The organism is Kitasatospora sp. NPDC048540 (assembly GCF_040651175.1).
Classification (GTDB): Bacteria; Actinomycetota; Actinomycetes; order Streptomycetales; family Streptomycetaceae; genus Kitasatospora.
The window spans coordinates 59,421-80,732 of record NZ_JBEZIR010000008.1 but is presented as its reverse complement, the minus strand read 5'-3'; the positions used below and the strand labels follow the sequence as shown (position 1 = coordinate 80,732).

General features: G+C 74.3%; 16 protein-coding genes, 1 tRNA gene, 4 pseudogenes and 1 riboswitch. Of the genes and pseudogenes, 9 read left to right on the top strand and 12 right to left on the bottom strand.

Going from position 1 to position 21,312, the window contains the following annotated elements; all coding sequences use genetic code 11:
* Nucleotides 1-13: 13 nt before the first annotated feature.
* From AB0D08_RS05985 to AB0D08_RS05975, 3 genes and pseudogenes are all read right to left on the bottom strand, one after another.
* Complete coding sequence (locus tag AB0D08_RS05985; RefSeq protein WP_033824326.1) at nucleotides 14-1,075, bottom strand: iron-containing alcohol dehydrogenase family protein; 1,062 nt, start codon at nucleotides 1,073-1,075, stop codon at nucleotides 14-16.
* On the bottom strand, nucleotides 1,063-1,818 hold the full coding sequence (locus AB0D08_RS05980) for a phosphocholine cytidylyltransferase family protein (protein ID WP_033824325.1): 756 nt from the start codon (nucleotides 1,816-1,818) through the stop codon (nucleotides 1,063-1,065). The genes AB0D08_RS05985 and AB0D08_RS05980 overlap by 13 nt, the downstream gene beginning before the upstream one ends.
* A 188-nt stretch (nucleotides 1,819-2,006) precedes the next feature.
* Nucleotides 2,007-2,081: pseudogene (locus tag AB0D08_RS05975) on the bottom strand (DUF5941 domain-containing protein); the annotation flags it as partial.
* Between the two features lie 484 nt (nucleotides 2,082-2,565).
* Here AB0D08_RS05975 and idi point away from each other — a divergent pair.
* On the top strand, nucleotides 2,566-3,204 hold the full coding sequence (gene idi / locus AB0D08_RS05970) for an isopentenyl-diphosphate Delta-isomerase (RefSeq protein WP_033824324.1): 639 nt from the start codon (nucleotides 2,566-2,568) through the stop codon (nucleotides 3,202-3,204).
* Between the two features lie 87 nt (nucleotides 3,205-3,291).
* Here idi and AB0D08_RS05965 read toward each other — a convergent pair whose 3' ends face one another.
* Both AB0D08_RS05965 and AB0D08_RS05960 read right to left on the bottom strand, forming a co-directional pair.
* Entirely contained in the window at nucleotides 3,292-3,843 is a 552-nt protein-coding gene (locus AB0D08_RS05965) for an ATP-binding protein (RefSeq protein WP_063794499.1), read from the bottom strand.
* A gap of 454 nt (nucleotides 3,844-4,297) precedes the next feature.
* Nucleotides 4,298-4,420, bottom strand: a complete 123-nt coding sequence (locus AB0D08_RS05960; RefSeq protein WP_255369538.1) for a hypothetical protein — start codon at nucleotides 4,418-4,420, stop codon at nucleotides 4,298-4,300.
* Between the two features lie 356 nt (nucleotides 4,421-4,776).
* Between AB0D08_RS05960 and AB0D08_RS05955 the strand changes: the two genes are divergently transcribed.
* The 3 genes from AB0D08_RS05955 (at nucleotide 4,777) to AB0D08_RS05945 (ending at nucleotide 5,911) form a co-directional block, all read left to right on the top strand.
* A tRNA-Leu gene (locus AB0D08_RS05955) sits at nucleotides 4,777-4,861 on the top strand.
* Between the two features lie 135 nt (nucleotides 4,862-4,996).
* On the top strand, nucleotides 4,997-5,437 hold the full coding sequence (locus AB0D08_RS05950) for an AraC family transcriptional regulator (RefSeq protein ID WP_033824322.1): 441 nt from the start codon (nucleotides 4,997-4,999) through the stop codon (nucleotides 5,435-5,437).
* Nucleotides 5,438-5,491: 54 nt separating this feature from the next.
* Nucleotides 5,492-5,911, top strand: a complete 420-nt coding sequence (locus AB0D08_RS05945) for a VOC family protein (protein ID WP_033824321.1) — start codon at nucleotides 5,492-5,494, stop codon at nucleotides 5,909-5,911.
* Between the two features lie 118 nt (nucleotides 5,912-6,029).
* On the opposite strand, the pseudogene AB0D08_RS05940 reads toward AB0D08_RS05945, so the two are convergent.
* From AB0D08_RS05940 to AB0D08_RS05930, 3 genes and pseudogenes are all read right to left on the bottom strand, one after another.
* A pseudogene (locus AB0D08_RS05940) lies at nucleotides 6,030-7,145 on the bottom strand (ATP-binding SpoIIE family protein phosphatase); the annotation flags it as partial.
* A 213-nt stretch (nucleotides 7,146-7,358) separates the two neighbouring features.
* Nucleotides 7,359-7,862: pseudogene (locus tag AB0D08_RS05935) on the bottom strand (ATP-binding cassette domain-containing protein); the annotation flags it as partial.
* Nucleotides 7,863-7,889: 27 nt separating this feature from the next.
* The gene (locus AB0D08_RS05930; RefSeq protein ID WP_233289317.1) at nucleotides 7,890-10,034 is read right to left on the bottom strand and encodes a SpoIIE family protein phosphatase; all 2,145 of its coding nucleotides are present in this window, start codon (nucleotides 10,032-10,034) and stop codon (nucleotides 7,890-7,892) included.
* Nucleotides 10,035-10,301: 267 nt separating this feature from the next.
* Here AB0D08_RS05930 and AB0D08_RS05925 point away from each other — a divergent pair, with 267 nt between their 5' ends.
* Nucleotides 10,302-11,852 carry an MFS transporter gene (locus tag AB0D08_RS05925; protein WP_359886366.1) on the top strand — a complete coding sequence of 517 codons (1,551 nt, stop codon included), beginning with the start codon at nucleotides 10,302-10,304 and terminating at the stop codon, nucleotides 11,850-11,852.
* Nucleotides 11,853-11,877: 25 nt separating this feature from the next.
* Here AB0D08_RS05925 and AB0D08_RS05920 read toward each other — a convergent pair whose 3' ends face one another.
* The gene (locus AB0D08_RS05920; protein WP_359886363.1) at nucleotides 11,878-12,753 is read right to left on the bottom strand and encodes an SDR family oxidoreductase; all 876 of its coding nucleotides are present in this window, start codon (nucleotides 12,751-12,753) and stop codon (nucleotides 11,878-11,880) included.
* Between the two features lie 121 nt (nucleotides 12,754-12,874).
* Between AB0D08_RS05920 and AB0D08_RS05915 the strand changes: the two genes are divergently transcribed.
* Nucleotides 12,875-13,369, top strand: a complete 495-nt coding sequence (locus AB0D08_RS05915; RefSeq protein WP_051813973.1) for a MarR family transcriptional regulator — start codon at nucleotides 12,875-12,877, stop codon at nucleotides 13,367-13,369.
* A 62-nt stretch (nucleotides 13,370-13,431) separates the two neighbouring features.
* On the opposite strand, the gene AB0D08_RS05910 is transcribed toward AB0D08_RS05915, so the two are convergent.
* From AB0D08_RS05910 to AB0D08_RS05900, 3 genes and pseudogenes are all read right to left on the bottom strand, one after another.
* Nucleotides 13,432-15,792: a PQQ-dependent sugar dehydrogenase gene (locus AB0D08_RS05910; protein WP_359886360.1), complete on the bottom strand. Its 2,361-nt coding sequence runs from the start codon at nucleotides 15,790-15,792 to the stop codon at nucleotides 13,432-13,434.
* Between the two features lie 114 nt (nucleotides 15,793-15,906).
* Nucleotides 15,907-16,314, bottom strand: coding sequence for a carbohydrate-binding protein (locus tag AB0D08_RS05905; RefSeq protein WP_233289318.1), 408 nt, complete (start codon nucleotides 16,312-16,314; stop codon nucleotides 15,907-15,909).
* Nucleotides 16,294-17,124, bottom strand: a pseudogene (locus AB0D08_RS05900) (hypothetical protein); the annotation flags it as partial. The pseudogene AB0D08_RS05900 and the gene AB0D08_RS05905, both read right to left, overlap by 21 nt.
* Before the next feature lie 384 nt (nucleotides 17,125-17,508).
* Nucleotides 17,509-17,663: riboswitch (cyclic di-AMP (ydaO/yuaA leader) on the top strand.
* 4 nt (nucleotides 17,664-17,667) lie between these two features.
* Here AB0D08_RS05900 and AB0D08_RS05895 point away from each other — a divergent pair.
* From AB0D08_RS05895 to AB0D08_RS05885, 3 genes are all read left to right on the top strand, one after another.
* Complete coding sequence (locus AB0D08_RS05895; protein WP_359886357.1) at nucleotides 17,668-18,726, top strand: transglycosylase family protein; 1,059 nt, start codon at nucleotides 17,668-17,670, stop codon at nucleotides 18,724-18,726.
* 114 nt (nucleotides 18,727-18,840) lie between these two features.
* Nucleotides 18,841-19,803 carry an AEC family transporter gene (locus AB0D08_RS05890; RefSeq protein WP_033821395.1) on the top strand — a complete coding sequence of 321 codons (963 nt, stop codon included), beginning with the start codon at nucleotides 18,841-18,843 and terminating at the stop codon, nucleotides 19,801-19,803.
* 130 nt (nucleotides 19,804-19,933) lie between these two features.
* Nucleotides 19,934-21,283 carry a M14 family metallopeptidase gene (locus AB0D08_RS05885; protein ID WP_033821394.1) on the top strand — a complete coding sequence of 450 codons (1,350 nt, stop codon included), beginning with the start codon at nucleotides 19,934-19,936 and terminating at the stop codon, nucleotides 21,281-21,283.
* Nucleotides 21,284-21,312 lie beyond the last annotated feature (29 nt).

The window sequence follows — 21,312 nt, the reverse complement described above, 5'->3', positions numbered from 1 at the left end:
CCCGGCGGGGCGGTCAGCTGTTGACGGCTTGGACATAGTCGGCGTACGCGTCCCTGATGTCTGATGGGGAGAGGTCGAGGTGCTCGAGGATGGTGAAACGACCCGGACGGGTGTTCGGAGCGTAGTGCACCGCTTCGGTGAACTCCGCCTCGGTGAAGCCGATCTCGTCCGCGGTCACCGGAAGGCCGTGGAACCGCAGGCGGTCCACGACCAGGCCGGTCAGCTCGCGCTCGCCCCGCAGGAAGCAGGCGAAGGCCGCACCGAGGCCCACCTGCTCGCCGTGCTGGGCGGACCGCTTGGGATACAGCACGTCCAGGGCGTGCGAGATCTCGTGGCAGGCCCCCGAGGACGGCCGGGTACTGCCAGCGATGTTCATCGCGATGCCGGACAGTACCAGGGCTTCCGCGAGCGCCGTCAGCAGGTCCTGGTCGGCCAGGCTGCCGGGGTGGCGCAGCAGGTTCTCACCGGCCGCGCGGGCCATCGCGACCGCCAGTCCGTCCACCGGCTCGCCGGTCACGGTGTGCGACAGCTCCCAGTCCGCGCAGGCGGAGATGTTGGAGATGACGTCGCCGATCCCGGAGGCCACGAACCGCGCCGGGGCCCGGCGGACCACGTCCAGGTCGACCACGATGCCGATCGGGCTGGGCACCCCGTACGAGCCGCGCCCGGCGTCGTTGTCGAGGGTCGAGACCGGGGAGCAGATGCCGTCGTGGGCCAGGTTGGTGGCGACCGCGACGACCGGCAGGCCGACCCGGGCCGCGGCGTACTTGGCCACGTCGATGATCTTGCCGCCGCCGAGGCCCACGATCGCGTCGTAGTGCCCGGCGCGCATCTGGTCGGCCAGCCGTACCGCGCTGTCCAGGGTGCCGTCCGGCACGTGGTACCAGTCGGCGCCCGGCAGCAGCGGCTCCAGCCGCTCCCGCAGGACCGCACCGGAGCCGTTGCTGACCGCCACCGCTATCCGGCCGGAGGCCGACAGCCGCTGGTCGGCGAGGATCCCGCCGAGCGCGTCCAGGGCGTCCGGGCGGATCTCGACGAAGACCGGCGAGGGCACCAGTCGGGTCAGTACCGGCACGCGATCTCCCGCGCCTTCGCCAGGTCGTCGTGGTTGTCGACCTCGACCCAGGAGACCTCGCCGATCGGCTGGACGTCGATCCGCAGGCCGCGGTCGACCATCTCCTGGTAACCGTCCTCGTAGTACAGCTGCGGGTCGCGCTCGAAGGTGGCGCGCAGCGCGTCGCTCAGGTCGGCGGCGGCGGCGGGGTTGATCACCGTGACGCCGATGTACTCACCGGTGGCCTCGGCCGGGTCCATCAGCTTGGTGATCCGCCGCATGCCGGCCGCCGGGTCGACGACGACCTTCATCTCCTCGTCGGCGAGCTTCTTCACGGTGTCCAGGGCGAGCAGGATGCCGGGGGCGGTGCCCTCCTTGATCCGGCGGTCGTTGCCGTCCAGCATGGTGCGCTGCACCGAGGCGGGGTGCACGGTGTCGCCGTTGGCGAGCAGCAGCCCCTCGCCGAACAGGTCCCGGGCGCACCACAGGGAGTAGGCGTTGTTCCACTCCTCGGCCTTGTCGTTCTCGACCAGGGTCAGCTTGACGCCGTACTTCTGCTCCAGGGCGTCCTTACGGTCGTACACCGCCTCCTTGCGGTAGCCCACGACGATCGCGGCCTCGCGCAGGCCGACCTCGGCGAAGTTGCCGAGGGTGAGGTCCAGGACGGTCCGCTCCCCGTCGACCGGCACCAGGGCCTTGGGCAGGGTGTCGGTGTACGGGCGGAGCCGGCGGCCCGCGCCGGCTGCCAGGACGAGGCCGATCATGCGGTGTCTCCTGTTTCGTCGTGTGCTGCTGTGACGCCGCGGGGCACCCGCACGTGGATGCCCGCGGCGCTGCGGTCGGCGCACCGGCCGCCGCGCACCCGGCGACCACGCACCCGGTCGCCGCGACGGGGAGCGGCGGGCCCGGCCGTCCTGCCCGCCGTCGTCCCGCACCGGCCCCCGGGACGGCGCCCGGCCCCGCCCTCGGGGCGGTACACCGTGTCGTAGTGATGGTAGGCGACCACGGCGACCAGCCCGAACGCGGCCGCGGTGGACGGCGCGAAGCCGCACCGGCCGAGCGAAACCCCAGGTGAGGGGCCCGGTCCGTGTGGATCATCATCCCGGACGACCGGGCGCCGCGACAAGCGACCCGGGGACGCTTCCGGCGGCGGTCCGGCGGCCCCGCACCGGTCCGGGCGGGACTCGTGAATCATCCGCGCGCATCCGTACGCATCCGCGCGACGGAATCGAGCGGACTTGCCAGAAGGTGAACGAACGGTCGACAAAATTGACCACTGGTCGAACAGTTTCACCATTCATCCATACCGGTACGGCCCGGTAAGCGCCCAGATGTGCGTCGGACCAGCACCGACGCTGGGCCATACGGCAGACTGGGGCCCCGACGCCCCCTGGTGCACCCCGGGCGACCCCGGGGACGCCCGGCGGCGCAGCCGACCACCGGACCGGGGTGGACGGACCCGGGCCCGCACGCCCGGGTGGCGGCTCCGGTCCCCGCGCGAAAGGGGCCTCATGCCCACGAGCCCATCGACCAGCCGGCCGGATCTCGCTGACGCCCCCGCGGGCCTCACCGGCAGAGAACCGGGCACCGACCCCGGTCTGGGCGCCGCCGGGCCGGAGATCCTGCTGGAACTCGTGGACGACGACGGCGTCACCGTCGGCACCGCCGAGAAGCTCTGGGCCCACCAGCAGCCGGGCCGCCTCCACCGGGCGTTCTCCGTCTTCCTGTTCGACCAGCAGGGCCGGCTGCTGCTCCAGCGCCGGGCGCTCGGCAAGTACCACTCGCCGGGCGTGTGGTCCAACACCTGCTGCGGCCACCCCTACCCCGGCGAGCAGCCCTTCGTGGCCGCCGCCCGGCGCACCGCGGAGGAGCTCGGCGCGGCCCCGGCGCTGCTCTGCGAGGCCGGGACGGTGCGCTACGACCTGCCCGACGAGGCCTCCGGCCTGATCGAGCGGGAGTGGAACCACCTGTTCGTCGGCCTGGTCACCGCCGAGCTGGCGCCCGACCCGGACGAGGTCGACTCCACCCGCTTCGTCACCGCCCAGGAGCTGAAGGACCTGCGGGCGCAGAAGCCGTTCTCGGTGTGGTTCGAGACCGTCTTCGACGCCGCGCTGCCGGGTATCCAGGAGATCGCCGGACGGGACTGGTAGGGGCACCCGCCCCCGCGGGGCACCCCGGCCCGGGGTGCCCCACCCGGGCCCGGTCCCGCCCGGTCCCGCGCGGGGCGGGCCGGAGCGTCACTCGGGCCAGGCGTGCCGCCCGGCGGTCTCCCCCTCCGCGGGCGCGTCCTCGTCGTCCTTGACCGCCTCGGTGATCGCATCGAGCATCGCCACGTCGGGGAACCCCGGCCGGACACCGGCTCGGCCCTGCGGCGGTACCGCCGGGCCGGGCAGCGGCAGGGCCGCCCAGATCACCTTGCCGCCCTCCTCGGTCCGCTCCACGTCGCACACCCCGCCGGCCTGCAGCGTGATGCTCTTGACCAGCAGCAGCCCGCGTCCGCCCAGCCGTCCCAGATCGCTCTCCTGCGCCTTGGGCCGGTACGGATGCCCGTCCTCGACGGCGACCCGCACCCGGCCCTCCCCGATCCGCAGCTCGGTGACGACCCGGGGGGAGAGCGCCGCGGCATGGGTGACGGCGTTGCCCACCAGCTCGGAGACGATCAGCAGCAGGTCGTCGATCAGTTCCTGGTAGCGCTCCCCCGCCATCCCCTCGGCCAGCAGCCGGTCGCGCACGGCATGGCGGGTGCGGGGCACCGAGGCCTCGCTGGACTCCGCCGGGAAGCGCCACACCCCGGGCCGCGGCACCTGCTCGGTCCGCCCGGCGCGGGACCCGGCGGCGGCGCCGGTGCCGGTCCCCCTGCCGGTGTCGATGCCGATTCCGGTTGGTGCTGCGGTCGGGGCCGATGAGGATGAGGTGGGGAGAGGGGGAAGTGGTTCGGGGCCGTCGGACGGTCTCGTCGTCGGCCCGGTCGCCTCGCTGGTCTGTTCCACGGTCAAGCCGCCCTTCGCACGGTGACGGGAGGCTCTGCCGCCGACCGCAGCTCATGCCACCGGCGGCCTCTCGGGAATCGGGCGTTCCGCTCAAGGCTCCCTAGGTTCACAGAGGCTAGGAGACCAGCTGTCAGCGGCTGGAGCGGGGACTGGAACTAGGCATCGGCTGAACTCTTACGACGGATTCTGAACGGAAGCAGCCGAATGCGGTCCATTCATGGCACCGATCACGGGGCCGTGCCAGCGAGATCGATCAACCCGGCGGCGGCTGCGACGGTGGCCCGGCGGCCTTGCGGGCGTCCGCGGCCATCCCGATCACCCGGCGCGAGCCGATCCCCACGCCGATCAGCCCGAGGCCGCCGAAGAGCAGCGACACGCGAGCGCCCCCGTACGGTGATCCCGCCGACCACCCGGAAGGCCCCGGCGCGCAGGAACAGCAGGGCGGTGAACTGCGTCAGCCCTCGGGCTCGGCGTCCGGCCGCACCACCAGGACCAGGCCGGCCGCGAGGTCCAGCCGTCCAGCAGCATGCAGGCGCGCCAGCCCGCGCTCCGCCACCACCTCCGGGTCGCCCGTCGGTCCGTCCTGTCCGTGTTCGTCAGTATTCGTCCCAGCACACCTCCAGGCACCCCGCCGGGCGGCAGATACGCAGGTGAGAAGCGGTCCGCGGGCCTGGTAGTGTTCTCTCTGTCGCCACGGGAAGAACACAAGTGAAACCCGCGGCAACACACCCGGTCCGGGTGGCGGAATGGCAGACGCGCTAGCTTGAGGTGCTAGTGCCCTTTATCGGGCGTGGGGGTTCAAGTCCCCCCTCGGACACAGACCGCTCGCAGTCGCGAGCGAGCCGGTGCCGGTCAGGAGAGATCCTGGCCGGCATCTTGCGTTGTGCGCGCCCGTCCGGGCGCCCTTTCGGCGGCGGCTCCGCTGTCACACCCCTTCACTACGCTGGACCACGTGGCCGCACACCCCCCTGCCCGCCATCTGCTCCGGGCCAAGGACCTCGCCGACGCGCGGTACGCCGAGCCGCTCACCGTCGCCGAGCTCGCCGCGGCGGCCGGCCTGTCGCGGGCGCACTTCAGCCGCGAGTTCCGGCGGGCGTTCGGCGAGTCCCCGCACGTGTACCTGCTGACCAGGCGGCTGGAGCGGGCCGCCACCCTGCTGCGCACCACGGACCGCCCGATCGCCACCGTCTGCTTCGACGTCGGGCTGAACAGCCTGGGTTCGTTCACCACCAGCTTCACGCGGATGTACGCGCGCACGCCCGCGGCCTACCGGGCGGCGTTCCCGCCCGCGGCCGCGCACGCCATCATCCCGGGCTGTGTGCAGCGCGCCTACGGCCGCCCGCAACACCGCACGTTTCGAGAAGACGCCGCCGAGGGCCCCGGAATAGCGTGACGGTATCGCCGCTACGGAACACCATGCCGACGGCCCGCCCCACCGGAGGACTCGATGATCAGGATCGCCACCGCTCAGCTCTGGGTGCACGACCAGGAGGAGGCGCTCGCCTTCTACACGAAGAACGTCGGGATGGAGGTCAGGTCCGACGTCACCCTCCCCGAGATGGGGGACTTCCGCTGGCTCACGGTCGGTCCGGCCGGGCAGGAGGACGTGGCCATCGTGCTGATGGCGATCCCCGGTCCGCCGGTGCTCGACGCCGAGACCCAGGGTCAGGTGCGCGAGCTGACCGCCAAGGGCGCGGCCGGCACCGTCTTCCTGACCACCGACGACTGCGACGCCGCCTACGCGGAGCTCTCGGCGCGCGGCGTCGAGTTCAACGAGAAGCCGACCGACCAGCCGTACGGCCGTGACTGCGGGTTCCGCGACCCGTCCGGCAACAACATCCGGCTCACCCAGCTCCGGGAGATGTGACCCGCGCCGGGCGCACGCACCTCGCGGACGGCGGGCGCACCCCGCGGACCCGCCGACGGACCCTTCCCGGTCCGTCGGCGGGTCCGCGGCGCGTGCGGCCGGCACCGCGGAGCGCCGCTCAGCCGCGGGGCAGCGGCTGCTCCGCCCAGATGATCTTCCCCTCGGCGGTGTACCTGGTCCCCCAGCGCTCGGCGAACTGGGCGACCAGGAACAGGCCGCGGCCGCCCTCGTCCGAGTCCGCGGCGTAGCGCAGGTGCGGGGCGGTGCTGCTGGTGTCCGAGACCTCGCAGATCAGGGTGCGGTCGAACAGCAGCCGGACGGTGATCGGCCCGGAGGCGTAGCGGACGGCGTTGGTGACCAGTTCGCTGAGGATCAGCTCGGTGGTGAACGACAGCTCCTCCAGCCCCCAGTCGGCCAGCCGGCGGCCGGCGTCGGCCCGGGTGCCGGCCACCGCGGCCGGGCCGAACGGGACCTCCCAGCAGGCGATCCGGTCGGCGGGCAGGGCCTTGGTGCGGGCGACCAGCAGGGCGACGTCGTCGGTCGGCTGGGTGGGCAGCAGGGCGTCGAGGACGGCGTCGCAGGCCTGTTCCGGGGTGCGGCCGCCGTCGCCCGCCAGCGCGGCCCTGAGCTGCTCGAGCCCGAGGTCGATGTCGCGGCGGCGGTTCTCCAGCAGGCCGTCGGTGTAGAGGACCAGGTGGCTGCCTTCGGGCAGTTCCAGGCGGACGGTCTCGAACGGCAGGCCGCCGAGGCCGAGCGGCGGGCCGGCCGGCAGGTCGAGGAACTCGACCGCGCCGCCGGGCCGGACCAGGGCGGGCGGCAGGTGGCCTGCCCTGGCGAGTTCGCAGCCGCGCGAGACCGGGTCGTAGACGGCGTACAGGCAGGTCGCCCCGGTGAGCGCGGCGCCGCCGGCCGCGGACTCGTCCTTGTCGATCCGGGCGACCAGGTCGTCGAGGTGGGCGAGCAGGTCGTCGGGGGGCAGGTCGAGCATGGAGAAGTTGTGCACCGCGGTGCGCAGCCGGCCCATCGAGGCGGCGGCGTGCATTCCGTGGCCGACGATGTCGCCGACCACCAGGGCGACCCGGGTGCCGGCCAGCGGGATGACGTCGAACCAGTCTCCGCCGACGCCGTCCTGGGCGGGCAGGTAGCGGTACGCGACGTCGAGGGCGCCCTGGTCGGGCAGGCCCCGGGGCAGCAGGCTCTGCTGCAGGGTGACGGCCATGGTGTGGTCGCCGGTGACGGCGGAGACGATCTGCTCCTGGGTGGCGTACTTGGTGTCGAAGACGCCGCCGTTGCACCCCAGGCGCAGCACCGCCACCCGGTCGGCGACCGCGCGGACGGTGTCCAGGTCGTGGCTGACCAGCAGGACGCCCAGGCGTCGTTCGCGCAGGCGCTCGATCAGTTCCAGCACCAGGGCGGTCTGGGCGACGCCGAGGGCGGCGGTCGGCTCGTCCAGGATGACCATCCGGGGTCCGCCGATCAGGGCCCGGGCGATGGCCACGCTCTGGCGCTGGCCGCCGGAGAGCGAGCCGACCGGGACCCGCAGGCTGGGGATCCGGATGGACAGGGCGGCCAGCAGGCGGCGGGCGCGCTTCTCCATCCCGACCTCGTCGAGGATCCCGAAGCGGCGCAGTTCGCGGCCGAGGAAGAGGTTGGCGACGGTGTCGAGGTTGTCGCACAGGGACAGGTCCTGGTGGACGGCGGCGATGCCCAGGTCCTGGGCGTCGGCCGGGCGGCGCAGGCCGACCGGCCGGCCCTCCCACTCGATCACCCCGCTGTCCGGTTCGAGGACCCCGGAGACGGCCTTGACCAGGGTGGACTTGCCGGCGCCGTTGTCCCCGACCAGGGCCACCACCTCGCCGGCGGCGACCTCCAGGTCGACCTCGCTCAGCGCCTGGACGGCGCCGAAGCGCTTGGAGATCCCGCGCACGGCGAGCAGCGGCGGCGGTGCCATGGCGCAACCTCCTGTCCGGCTCTGGGTTCAGCGGGGGACGGATCGGATCAGCAGCAGGGCGATGTCGTCGGTCCGGTGCTCGGCCCGCCGGGCCTGGCCGATCAGGGTGTCGGCGAGGCTGGCGAGCGGCTCGTCGCCGTGCCGGGCGAGTTCGTCGGACAGCGCGGCGAGGGCCAGGTCGAGGTCGGCGCCGGGGGTCTCGATCAGGCCGTCGGTGTAGAAGGCGAGGGTGGTGCCGATCGGCAGGCCGATCCGGGTCAGCGGGTACTCGGCGGCGGGGTCGACGTTGAGCACCAGGCCGCTCTGCGGTTCCAGCACCTCGGCCTGCCCGTCGGGGCGCCGCAGCAGCGGTGCGGGGTGGCCGGCGTCGGCGAGCCAGGCCTCCCGCCGGGCCAGGTCGACCCGCAGGCAGGCGCAGCTGGCGAGCAGGGTGGTGTCCAGGTCCGTGAGCAGGCGGTTGGTGCGGGCGAGCACGGTGCTGGGGTCGGCGTCGGCGGTGGCGAAGGCGCGGACGGCGGTGCGGATCTGGCCCATCAGGGCGGCGGCGTTGACGTTGTGGCCCTGGACGTCGCCGATGACCACGACGGCGGTGTCCCGGTCGATGGGGACCAGGTCGTAGAAGTCGCCGCCGACGTCCATGCCCTCGGTGCCGGGCAGGTAGCGGGCGGCGCTCTCCAGGCCGGGGACGGTGGGCAGGGCGCGGGGCAGCAGGCTGTCCTGGAGGCCGTGGGCGAGGCCGAGTTTGGTGTCGTACAGGCGGGCGCGGTCGAGGGCCTGGGCGATCAGGCCGCCGAGGGAGGTGAGGACGGCGCGTTCCTCGACGCCGAAGTGGTGGGGTTCGGCGAAGGCCAGCACGCAGGTGCCGATCAGCCGGCCGGAGGTGACCAGCGGGAGGTACGCCCAGGCGGCCATGCCGTCCTGGGTCTCGTGGCGGCCGGGGTAGAGCCGTTCGAGTTCGGTGCGGTTCTCGAAGAAGGCGGGCACCGGGTTGGTGGCGGCCTGGACGCCGGGGGTGGACTCGTCCAGTGCGGTGCCGTCGAACTGGTCGACCAGGCCGGGCGGGTAGCCGCGGTGGCCGACGATCCGCAGCCGGCCGGCCTCGGCCATCAGGACGGCGACGGCCTGGGCGCCGAAGGCGGGGACGATCTGGTCGGAGACCATGCTGACCACGTCCTGGACGCTGACCGCCTCGGTGAGCGCGCCGGCCAGGTGGAGGATGTGGTAGAGCGCGCCGGGTCGGGGGTGGACGGCGGGCTGGGCGTCCGGCCGGGGGCCGGTGGGGTGCTGTCCGTCCGCGGCGGGGGTGATCCGGACGGTGAGGCCGGTGGCGTCGGGGTGGAGCTGGAAGGTCAGCCAGTGGTCGGGGGGCCGCAGGGCGACGAAGGAGGTGGACGTACCGCCGATCACGGCCGCCCGGTAGTGATACTCGTAGACCGGGTCGCGCAGCCAGGGCAGCGCGGACCAGGGGCGTTCGCCGGTCAGCCGGTCGGCGCTCTCGCCGAGCAGGGCGGCGGCGTTGGGGGTGACGAGGGCGATCCGGCCGTTCAGGTCCAGGCCGCACAGGCCGTCGGGGAGCCGGGCGAGCGCGAGGGCGAGCGGGTCGGCCGGGCCGTCGGCGGTGGTGACCGCGAGGGGGCTGCGGCGTGGCCGCAGCGGGTGGCCGGCCCGGTCGGCGCGGGCGAGTTCGGCGGTGAGGAGGGCGGTGAGGTCGGTGAGGTCGCGGCTCTCCTGCGGCGAGAGCTCCGCGGGGTGGGAGGCCGGCCAGAGCAGGAACAGTGCGCCGTAGCCGGCCGTGCCGTCGGTCAGCGGGGCGGCGGCGAGGCTGAAGGCGTACGGCATGGCGACGGCGACCCGCGGGTACCGGCGGGCCATCGCGTCGGGGCCGCCGATCCAGACCAGGTGGTCGCCGCGGACGGCGTCGGCGACCGGGATGGGGGCGGACAGGCCGACCCGGTGCCAGGGGCGGGTGAACTGCCGGGCGGCCCCGAGGGTGAGGGCGAGTTCCAGCAAGTCGCCGTCGGCCGACCGCAGGTAGAGCCCGCCGAGCTGGGCGTCCAGCGGGCCGGTGGCCGCCCGGCGCAGGATCCGGGCCAGGGTGTCGAGGCCGTCCTCGGTCGCCGGCTCGGCGCCATCGCGTCCGGGCCGCGGGGACGCCGGCCCTGACGTGTCCACGCAACCACCTCGATCCGGGCCGTCGGGTCGCCCGCCCGGCCTTCCTCCCATACTGGCCCGTCCTGGCTCCGGTCGCCCCGCAGTCCCGGCGACCGGCGGTTCCGCGGCCGGGCGGGCGGCGGAATCACCCCGGGGCCCGCTCGTGTCCCGCGCCCGGCGCGCGCGCCGGTGCGTACCGTCGGATTCCACAGCGGCGGCCACCGGACGCCGGGGCGAGGCGACCCGGGCGGTCGGGGCAACGGCCGGGGACAAGGAGCGGGGCTTTCCGTGGAACGCAAGTGGTGGACCCTGATCGCCGTCTCGGTGGCGACCTTCATGCTCCTGCTGGACATCACCGTCGTGAACGTGGCGCTGCCGTCGATCCGCCGCGACCTGGGGGCCAGCTTCACCGACCTGCAGTGGGTGTTCGACGCGTACGCGCTGACCCTGGCCGCGCTGGTGCTGACGGCCGGCTCGCTGGCCGACCGGCTCGGGCGGCGGCGGACCTTCGCGGCCGGACTGGTGATCTTCTCGGTGGCCTCGCTGCTGTGCGCCCTGGCCCCCAACCCGACCTTCCTCAACCTCTCCCGCGCGCTGCAGGGCGTCGGCGGCGCGGTGATGTTCGCGGTGTCGCTGGCCCTGGTCGCCCAGGAGTTCCCGGCCGGACGGGAGCGCGGCACGGCGATGGGCCTGTACGGGGCCACCATCGGGGTCGCGGTGGCGGTCGGCCCGCTGGTCGGCGGCGCGCTGACCGACTGGCTGGGCTGGGAGTCGATCTTCTACCTCAACCTGCCGATCGGGGCGGCGGCGCTGCTGGTCACCTTCCTGAAGCTGCGCGAGAGCCGCGACCCCAACGCCACCCGGATCGACTGGGCGGGCGTGGTGACCTTCTCGCTCTCGCTGTTCCTGCTGGTCCTGGCGCTGGTACGGGGCAACGCGGAGGGCTGGGGCAGCGCCCTGATCGTCTCGCTGTTCATCGGCGCGGCGCTGCTGATGGCCGCGTTCGTGGTGATCGAGCTGCGGGTGGCGGAACCGATGCTGCCGCTGACGCTGTTCCGGCGCGGGGCGTTCACCGGGGTGCAGCTGGCCGCGTTCGCGGTCTCCGGCTCACTGTTCGCGCTGTTCCTGTATCTGACCCTGTACCTGCAGAACTACCTCGGCCTGTCGCCGTTCGCGGCCGGCGTGCGGTACCTGCCGATCACGGCGCTCAGCTTCCTGGTCGCGCCGGTCGCCGGGGCGCTGCTGTCCCGGGTGCAGGCCCGGCTGCTGCTCGGGATCGGGCTCGCGGCGGTCGGCGCGGGGCTGCTGCTGATGGGCGGCATCCAGGCCGGCGACACCTGGTCGACCCTGCTGAGCGGCTTCGTGGTGGCGGGCGCGGGGGTCGGTCTGATCAACCCGGTGATCGCGGACGTGGCGGTGAGCGTGGTCCCCAAGGAGCGCAGCGGGATGGCCGCCGGCATCAACGACACCTTCCGGCAGGTCGGCATCGCCGTGGGCATCGCGGTCTGGGGCGCGGTGTTCGTCGGCCGGGGCACCGAGCGGGTCCGAGAGCTGGCCGCCGGGACCCCGGCCGCCGAGGGCGGGCGGCCCCGGCAGCTGGTCGAGGCGGCCTCCTCGGGCGCGCTGGACGAGGCGGTGGCAGCGTTCCCGGAGCCGGTCCGCGGGGCGGTGGTGGACGCCGCCCGGGCGGGGTTCCTGTCCGGCCTGAACACGGTGCTGTGGATGGGTGCGGTGCTCAGCTTCGCGGGGGCCGTGCTGGCCCTGTGGCTGGTCCGGGAGAGCGAGATCGAGCGCGACCGGCCCGAGCCCGACCCGGCGCCCGCGGGTGCCGGGGGCTGAGCGGGCCCCCGGCGGCGGTCCGGACTCAGGACACCCAGGTGGTGGTGGCGCCGAGCACGGCGGACCCGTCGAGGTCGGCCAGCTTGAGCCCGACGAAGGCCCGGGCGGCCTCGGAGGTCTGCACCCGCAGTGCCGGACGGTCCGCGCCGAGCGCGTCGACGATGGTGGCGGCGGCGCCCTCGGCGGACTGCGCGCCGTTCGCGAAGGCGGCCGTGGTGCGGTCGAGGTAGCCCTTGAGGGCCGGGGCGTACGGGCCGGCGGCGCCCAGCACGGCCTCGAGGTCGACGCCGACGTTGGCCACGAACTCGCTGGCCACGGCGCCGGGCTCGACCAGGGTCACGCCGACGCCCTGGGCGGCGGCCACCGGGGCGAGCGACTCCAGGAAGCCCTCGACGGCGAACTTGGCCGCGCAGTACGCCTCGTTGAAGGGCTGGCCGACCACGCCGCCGACGCTGCTCACCGCGATCAGGCGGCCGCCGGAGGCCCGCAGGTGGGGCAGGGCGGCGCGGGTGACCTCCACGACGCCGAAGAAGTTCACCTCCATCACCGCGCGGACGTCCGCCACGGTCTCCTGCTCGATGGTGCCGAGGTGGCCGGCGCCCGCGTTGTTGACCACCGCGTCCAGTCGGCCGTGCTCGGTGATCACGCCGGCGACGCAGGCAGCCACCGACGCGGGGTCGGTCACGTCCAGCTGCCGCACCTGGACCAGCTCGGCGACGCCGGCCTCGGCGGCGGCCCGCTCCAGGGCGCCGGAGCGGGTGAGGTCCCGCATGGTGGCGACCACCAGCCAGCCGGCCCGGGCGGCGGCGACGGCCGCGGCCAGGCCGATGCCGGACGAGCAGCCGGTGATCAGGACGGTCCGGTTCGGCGTGGTGGCGTCGCGGGGGGCGGTGCTGGACATGGGGGTACCTCGTTCGGGGTCGGAGGGCGGTCGACCGGCTGAGGTCGGTCATCCCAGCCGATTGCGTGTACACACACACTAATACTGTGTGCGCGCACACGCAAGCAAGTACGATGCGGTCATGACGCGCGCCGAGCTCTCCCTGGGGCCCCTGTCCGACCAGGACCACGCCTTCTACGGCCTGGTCTGGGCCGGCACCACGCTGGCCGCGCACGTGGACCGCGAGCTGACCCGCACCCACGGCCTGCCGATGTCCTGGTTCGAGGTGATGCTCTGGCTCAACGGCCAGCCGGAGCCGGTGGCCGCCTCCGACCTCGGCGCCCGCACCATGCTCAGCCGCAGCCAGGTCTCCCGGGTGGTGGACGCGCTCGCGGCCCGCGGCCTGGTCGCCCGCAGCCCCTCCCCCTCCGACGCCCGTTCGGTGCGGATCGCGCTGACCGAGCACGGTCGGCGGACCTTCGCCGAGGCGGACGCGGCCCGCCGGGAGATCCTCCGGCCGGTCTTCAGCGGGCTCCTGGACGAGACGGACATCCAGGCCCTGGAGACCGTCTGGCGCAAGCTCAAGCAGCCCCACGCCGAGAAGCGGCCGGACGGCCCGGCCGAGGCCGGGAACTGACCCGGGGGGCGCGGGGAGAGCCGTCGCGCTCCCCCCACGCCCCCGCGGGCGCGTACGCCGGGTCAGCCGATCGCGATCCGGAAGACCTTGTCCGCGCCGTCGGCCGCGCCGCCGTTGTTGTCGGCGTTGGTGGTGGTGAGCCAGAGCTGGTCCGCACCCGGCACCTTGGCGACCGTGCGCAGCCGGCCGTAGGTGCCGACGTAGTACGAGGTGGGCGTGGAGACGCTCTCCGAGTCGCCGTTGATCGGGATCCGCCACATCCGCTCACCGCGCAGCGCGGCCATGTAGACCACGTTGCGGACGATCGCGATGCCGCTCGGCGAGGCCTGGTCGACCGGCCAGCTCGCCTTGGGGTTGGTCATGCCGGCGACCGTGCAGTCGCCCTCGCAGGTCGGCCAGCCGTAGTTGGCGCCGGGCTTGATCAGGTTGAGCTCGTCCCGCTTCGCGTTGCCGAACTCGGCCTCCCACAGGCGGCCGTTGCGGTCGAAGGCGAGGCCCTGCGGGTTGCGGTGGCCGTAGCTGTAGACGTAGTTGCCGAACGGGTTGCCGGGGGCCGGCCGGCCGGCGGTGGTGAGCCGCAGGATCTTGCCGTTCAGGGAGTTCTTGTCCTGCGCGTCGGCGGGGGTCTCGGCGTCGCCGGTGGAGGCGTAGAGGTAGCCGTCCGGGCCGAAGGCGAGCCGGCCGCCGTTGTGGTACTGGTTCTTGCCGATGCCCTGGAGCAGCACGGTGTAGCCGCCGAGCGAGGTGCCGGTCCAGGTCATCCGGACGATCCGGTTGCCCTCGGCCGCGGTGTGCATGAAGTAGACGTAGTGGTTGCCCGACCAGTTGGGGTCGACCGCGACCCCGAGCAGGCCGCCCTCGCCGTTGGTGGTGACGGCGTCGGGCACCGTACCGGCCAGGGTGCGGGTGCCGCCGGTGGTGAGGGTGAAGACCTTGAAGCTGTCCCGTTCGGTGACCAGCGCGCTCCTGCCGTCCGGCAGCCAGGCGATGCCCCAGGGGACGGTCCAGCCGCTGGAGAGCACGGACGGGGAGCCCGGGACGCCGCCGTCGGATCGGCAGGCGCCGGTGGTGAAGGAGACCGGGGCGGACGGCGGTGACCAGCCGCCCGCGGTGTCCTCGGCGACCACCGTCAGGGTGAACGGGGCGTCACAGGCGAGACCGGTGACGGCCGTGGTGGTGGCGGGCGGGGTGCCGGCCACGGTGGCCAGTACGGCGGCGCCGCTTCGGACCTGGTAGCCGACCACGCCCCGGTCGTCGGTGGAGGCGGCCCAGCTGAGGGTTGCGCCGGTGGAGGTGACCGCCGAGACGGCCGGGGTGCCCGGCCGGCTGGGCGGCGGGTCGGAGCCGGCCGGGGTGGTGCACTCGGTCGCGACGCTGGCGGGTGAGGCGTTGCCGGACGCGTCCCGGGCGACCACGGCCAGGGTGTAGGTGGTGCCCGGGGCGAGGCCGGTGAGCCGCTGCCCGGTCGCGGTGCCGGGCGCCTCGGCGATCTTGTTGCCGTGCTCGTAGAGGTCGTAGGCGCTGACGCCGACGTCGTCGGTGGCGGCGCCCCAGGACAGGGTCAGGGCGTTCGGGGTGAGGCCGGAGCAGGACGGCGTGCCGGGGCGGGTCGGGGCGGTGGTGTCGGCCGCGGTGCCGACCTGCAGCCGGTCCAGGTTGGGGCCGCCGGACGCGGTGACGGCGGTGGCCCGGACGGTGTTGGAACCGGCCCGCAGCGGCGCGCCGACGGTCCTGGTGGCCCAGGTGTTCCAGTCGGCGGTGGACGGGAAGGAGACGCCGGCGGCGACCACGGTGCCGTTGACGGCGATGTCCATCGGCCGGTCGGTGGTGCCCGCGTTGGCGTACCGGAAGGCCAGCGGGGCGGTGCCGGCCGCGGTGGCGCTCACCGTGAACTCGACGGCCGAGCCCGCCGCGTTGGTGTAGTCGACGAACCCGGTGCCGGTGTAGCCGGTGTGGTTGGTGGCGACGGCCGCCCGGGTGAGCGCGGCGTCCTCGGCCTGGTAATCGGCGCTGGGCGCGGTCGGTTCGACGTCCAGGCTGTCCAGGTCGGGCAGGCCGGCGGCACTGGTCGAGGTCAGCCGCACCCGGTTGGCGCCGGCGTCCACCGCGGCGGTCACCGTGGCGGTGGCCCAGTCGTCCCAGGTCCCGGTGGACGGGAAGGACCGGGCGGCCGATACCACCGTCCCGTTGACGGCCACGTCGCCGTGCCGGTCGACCGAACTGCCGATCACGTTGTCCCCGTTGACGAAGCCCGTGCCCGAGTAGCCGCGGTGGTCGGACGCCACCGCGCCGAGCGTGACGGTCGCGGACTCGGCCTCGTACCGGGTGGCGGCGGCCGAGGCCGTCGGCGCGGCGCCGACCGTGGTGGCCGTCAGGAGGGCGGCGGCGGCCATTGCGGCGCCGATGCTGTGCAGGTGCTTCATCGGGGACTCCTCGGCCCTGGTGCCGGACGACGGTCCCGGTGGACCGGTACGGGGTCCGCGCGGCGGCGGGGCCGGCTGCGGTGGGAGATCTGCACGGGTGGTCGGTCCTTCGGGTCAGCGGAGTTCGATCCGGTCGAGGTTGGGGCCGCCGGCCGCGCCGGTGGCGGTGAGCCGGACCGTGTTGGTGCCCGCCCGGAGGGCGACCGGCAGGGAGGTGGCGGCCCAGGTGTCCCAGTCGGCGGTGGGCGGGAAGGACACCGCGGCGGCCCGCGCGCCGTTGACGGTGACGTCCATCGGGCGGCCGGCGGCGGTGCCGTTGGCGTAGCGCACGGTCAGCGTGGCGCTCGCCGCGGCGGCCGAGTGCAGGGTCCACTCGGCGTGGCTGCCGGCGGCGTCGGACAGGTTGACGAAGCCGGCGCCGGTGTAGCCGCGGTGCCCGGTGTCCAGGACGCCCTGCGAGAGCCGGGCCTCCTCGGCCCGGTAGACGCCGCTCGACCCGGACACCAGCTGGTAACCGCGCATCGAGGTGGTGAGCAGGTGGCAGTCGCGCAGGGATCCGGAAGTGTCGCCGAGCGAACGGTAGATCCCCCACTTGGGCCGTACCCGGTCGGCGAGGAAGGTGTCGACGCCGGTCCTGGTCACGTCCGTCACCACGGCGCCCGCGCTGCGCAGGATCCAGCGCACCGAACCGGACGTCCCGTCGCCGACCCTGACCTGGAGGTCGACGTCGATCCAGCGGTCGTGCAGCGGCTCGAGCGGGGTCCGGCCGACCAGGACCCCGGCGACGGGCAGTTGGAGTTCGACGGTCGGGGTGCCGGAGACCCGGCGCAGCGACTGGACCAGGATCGGCGAGGTGCCGTCCCCGGGCTGCTTGAGCTGCATGATGTGGGTGAAGGAGGTGGTCGCCCGCAGCGAGCCGGGGATGAACAGGGCGTAGGCGGCGCGCCAGGTCTGGCCGGGCTTCCACTCCAGGAAGGAGCCGGGGCCGGTCCGCATGCCGGTCACCTCCTGGCGCTGGCGGTCCGTCATGGAGTCGCGGTCGACCAGGTGCATGTCCCAGCGGAAGGCGTCGCCCTCGGTGCGGATGTGCGGGTGTCCGGCGGGGTGCGAGCCGGCCCGGTCGTCCTCGACGGTCTCGAAGGCGGCGAGGCCGTCGGCCGCGGCCGAGGGCGACCAGCGCAGGTGCCAGGAGTCGACCGAGAGGCCGGACCCGGCGGCGGCCGGGGCGGTGGGCGGTGGGCCCGGGGCGGCGGCCCGGGCGGTGGACGGTAGCGCGGCGGCGGCGCCGGCGAGGGCCGCGCCGAGGACGGACCTGCGTGAGAGCGTGCTCATCTCTCTCCTCACAGCGGGGGTGGGGGTCCGGGAGTGCACAGCGCTCGGCCTGGGCTCCCCGGGGGAGGAGGGGCCTGAGTACCGTTCAGAATCGACGCCTGAACGAGCACGGTCAATGACTTCGGTTAGGAAAGTTTCCCAATCATTCGAGGAGCGGCCCGCGCGGGGCCCGCCGACCGTGCGTCACCGAACCTCCGTTGCAGGTCGCGGACGGTTCCGGCACGCGCCGCATGCGGTTCCCGCCGAGGGCCCCGAAGTCAACCGTGATGATTGTGTGATGCTCGGTATGCAGGCTTGTTATTGAGGTGTTGATCCCTCTAATCTCCCAGGCAGCCCGCCGCTGCGGGCGCCCGGAACGCGGCACGCCCAACCCTGCCCACCGCGCCACCGGGACGACCGGACACCCTGGGCAGGGGCGGGGGACCCAGGTTATTGCGCCGACCCCCATCGGCTCGGGGTGAAGCCGCGCCCGACGCGCGGCCGGGCCACCTCCCGGCCCGAACCCGACAGCTCACCTCGCAGGCGTGCGGAGAGGGATAACTGATGGTGTTTTCGGGTTCCGGGCGTCACCGCCGTCCCACCCAGGCCGACCGGGCCGTCGCGGCCGCCGGCGTCGCCGGGGTCGGCCTCGCGCTCCCGCTGCTCACCGCGACCGGCGCGCACGCGGCACCGGCCGTCGCGCCGGACACCTGGCAGGCGGTCGCCCAGTGCCAGACCGACGGGGACTGGCACGGCAACCCCGGCACCGGAACGTACGGCGGCCTCGGTCTGACCCTGCGGACCTGGGCCGCGTACGGCGGCGACGAGTTCGCCGCGCAGCCCGACCACGCCACCCCGCAGCAGCAGATCATCGTGGCCGAGCGCCTGCTCGCGGCCCGCGGCTCCAGCCTGTGGCCCACCTGCGGCCCGGCGGCCGGCCTGCCCGCCCCGGTGGTCGACACCCCGCCCGCCGCCGACCCGGGCGTGCCCAGCCTCGACGCGTCCACCCCGGTCCGGGGCGACGGCGGGTACGTCCCGCACTTCGTGCTGCCGTACCTGGAACCCTCCGCGACCCCCGCCGTCCCCGGAACCACCGGGACCACCGGTGAGCTGCCGCCCGCCGCCCCGGCCCAGCCCGGCGGCCTGCCGACCGACCTGCCCGGCACCACGGTGCCCGGCACCACCCCGGTCGACCCCACCACGGCCGCCCCGGTCACCCCGGCCCCGGGCACCACCCCGGCGCCCGGCACCGGTGCCACCACCCCCACCACCTCGCCGAGCCCGGACGCCACCACCACCCCCGCCACCGGCCTGCCGGTGCCGGGCGCCTCCGGCACCACCGCGCCCGCCACCACCGGGCAGCCGGCCACGCCGGACCCGGCCGCGACGGCGACGGCGACGGCGACGGCGACGACGGCCGCCACCGCAGCAGCCACCACCACGCCCGCGGCCACCGCACCGGCGCCCGCGACCACCTACACCGTCGCCCCGGGCGACACCCTCTCCACCATCTCCAACAGCCTGACGCTGGGCGGCTGGCAGCACCTCTACGAGAGCAACTCCCCCACGGTCGGCACCAACCCCGACCTGATCCACCCCGGCCAGGTGCTCAACCTCCCCTGACCGGCCGGGACCGGCCCCGGCCGGCCCCACCCGAACCCCGCACCGGACCACCGGGCACGGGCCTGGCAGACTGCTGCCGACGGCCCGTGCCCGAACGATCCCAGCCGAGGTTCCATGCAGTCCCTGCTCGCCGGCTTCGCCCCGATCTGGGTGCTCACCGCCGTCGGCCTGCTGATCGCCCGGACCGGCCTGCTCGGGGAGCAGGCCGAGGCGGTGCTCGGCCGGTTCGTCTTCCATGTGGCCATGCCCGCCGCACTGTTCACCATGCTCGCCGGGGCCCGCCCGGCCGGCCTGGTGGGCGCCGCGATGCTGGCCTTCGCCGCGGGCACGGTGCTCACCGCCGGGCTGGGCTTCCTGGCGGGCCGGGTGCTGTTCCGCCGGGCCCCGGCCGACCGGGCGATCAGCGGGATGGCGGCGGGCTACGTCAACTCGGCCAACCTCGGCATCCCGGTGGCCGTCCAGGTGCTCGGTGACGCCTCGTTCGTGGCCCAGATCCTGCTGTTCCAGGTCCTGCTGGTGTCCCCGGTGATCCTCGCCCTGCTCGACGCGGGCACCGCGCCGGCCCGCGCGGCGGCCGGCTCCGGGACGGCGGCGCCCGGCCCGCTGCGGCGGCTGCTCACCATGCCGGTCCGCAACCCGGTCATCCTGGCCTCCGCCCTCGGTGTGCTGGTCTCCGCCGCGGGGTGGCGGCTGCCGCCGTTCCTGGCCCGGCCCGGCGAACTGCTCGGCGCGGCGGCGGTCCCGACCGCGCTGCTCACCCTCGGCATGTCGCTGCACGGCCGCCGGGCCGGGGCCGGCCCCGGGCTGCGGGCCGAGGTCGGCGTGGCCGTGGCCCTGAAGACGCTGGTCCAGCCGCTGGTCGCGCTGGCGGTCGGCGGCCCGCTGCTGCACCTGCCCCGCCATCAACTGCTGGCCGTGGTGCTCTGCTCGGCGCTGCCGACCGCCCAGAACGCCTTCGTCTACGCCCGCGAGTACGGGCTGAGCACGGCCGTGGCCCGCGACTCGGTGCTGTCCTCGACGCTGGTATCGATGGGCACGCTCTCCCTGGTGTACCTGGCCCTCGGTCCGACGCACTGAGCCGGACTCCCGGCGGACTGCGGCAACCTGCCGTCTTGACGAAACCATGACACTGACGGACCATCATGCTGGCGCGCGCCGCACCTCCTCCCCTGTTCCGTCCCTACGGATCCCCCACCGGAGGACAGTCATGCGACTGCCCAGTCGAGGGAAGCCCGCCGCGGCCACCGCCGTCCTGCTGGCCCTCGCCCTCGCGTCACCGCTCACCACCCAGGCCGCCGCGCACCCGGTTCCCGCCGGGTCCGCCGTCGGCGCGGACACCGCCCGGCAGTACGTCCTCGACGGCCCGCGGACCGTCGCCGAGCGCACCGCCATCGCCGCCACCGGCGCCTCCGTCGACGCCGTCCGCAGCGACTCCGTGGTGGTCACCGCCACCGCCGCCGAAGCCGGCCGGCTGCGGGCGCTCGGCTGGTCCGCCACCCTGCTGCCCGGCCCGCAGGACGGCGCCGACGGCGCCCAGGAGTCGGCGGGCGCCGCCCTGTACGACTTCCCGTCCGCGGACTCCGGCTACCACAACTACGCCGAGGCCACCGCCGACATCGACGCCGTGGTCGCCGCCCACCCCGACATCATGAGCAAGCGCGTCATCGGCACCTCGTACGAGGGCCGGGCGATCGTCGCGATCAAGATCAGCGACAACGTCGGCACCGACGAGAACGAGCCCGAGGTGCTGTTCACCGCCCACCAGCACGCCCGCGAGCACCTCACCGTCGAGATGGCGCTCTACCTGCTGCACGAGTTCGGCGACAAGTACGCCACCGACAGCCGGATCGCGAACGCCGTCAACAGCCGCGAGATCTGGGTGGTCCCGGACCTCAACCCCGACGGCGGCGAGTACGACATCGCCACCGGCCGCTACCGCAGCTGGCGCAAGGACCGCCAGCCCAACCCCGGCAGCAGCAGCGCCGGTACCGACCTCAACCGGAACTGGAACTACAAGTGGGGCTGCTGCGGCGGCTCCTCCGGCTCCACCTCCAGCGAGACGTACCGGGGCAGCGCGGCGGAGTCCGCCAAGGAGACCAAGGTGGTCGCCGACTTCGTGCGCAGCCGGGTGGTCGGCGGCAAGCAGCAGATCACCGCGGCGATCGACTTCCACACCTACAGCCAGCTGGTGCTCTGGCCGTTCGGCTGGACCACCGCCAACACCACCACGGGCATGACCGCCGACGAGTACAACACCTTCGCCACCCTCGGCCGCACCATGGCCGGCACCAACGGCTACACCCCCGAGCAGTCCAGCGACCTGTACATCACCGACGGGGCGATCGACGACTGGCTGTGGGGCACCCAGCGGGTCTTCGCGTACACCTTCGAGATGTACCCGGGCCCGAACGGCAGCAGCGGCTTCTACCCGCCCGACGAGGTGATCGGACGGGAGACCAGCCGCAACCGGGAGGCCGTGCTGCGGCTGGTGGAGACCGCCGACTGCGTGTACCGGGCGATCGGCAAGCAGCAGCAGTACTGCGGCATCGCGACCTGAGCGGCGCCGCTCCGGACGGGCCCGCGCAG